The sequence below is a fragment of the Nocardia lijiangensis NBRC 108240 genome, from assembly GCF_001613045.1.
Lineage (GTDB): Bacteria > Actinomycetota > Actinomycetes > Mycobacteriales > Mycobacteriaceae > Nocardia > Nocardia lijiangensis.
In genome coordinates this window covers 1-547 of sequence record NZ_BDBP01000228.1, presented here as the reverse complement: position 1 = coordinate 547, position 547 = coordinate 1, and the positions used below count along the sequence as shown (strand labels likewise).

Below are 547 nucleotides of genomic sequence, written 5' to 3'. Positions count from 1 at the left end.
GACGCCGGACGCACCGCCGCGGAGGCCCGGGCCGACGACGCCGACCGCGCCTACGAGCAGGCCCTCACCGACCGCGAGACCCTGCAGCGCTCCAGCGCCTACGAGGGCAAACAGCAGCTCGATGATCTGGCCGACGCGGTGCGCAGGCTGGAAACCTCGGCGGCGGTGCACCGCGACAAGGCGCTCAAGGCCCGCCAGACCCTGGACCAGCGCGCCGAGGAGGCCGAGCGGGGGCGCGCCGCGGTGCTGCACGCCGCCGCCGCGCTGTCCCGCGGCGAGGACGAGTTGCGCGCCGCCGCCGAGGAGGCGGGAATCGCCTGGACCGCGCTGGCCGACGATGCGCGCGGCGATCAGCTCACCGCGACCGTGCGTGCACGCGCCGAGGAGCGCGACGCCGACGTGCGCGCGGTGCGTAAGGCGTTGGTGCTCATGGATTCCGCGGGCGCCGAGCGGGCCAGGGCGGAACGGCTGGCCGAGCGGGCGGTGCAGGCGCGCGAGGCGGCCGCCGCCGAGGTGGCGCACGCCGAGGCCGCGGTGACGCTGGCTC

1 pseudogene is annotated in these 547 nt (G+C 77.5%); it reads left to right on the top strand.

Annotated elements, in window-relative coordinates:
- A pseudogene (locus tag NL1_RS38475) lies at positions 1–547 on the top strand (endonuclease); the annotation flags it as partial.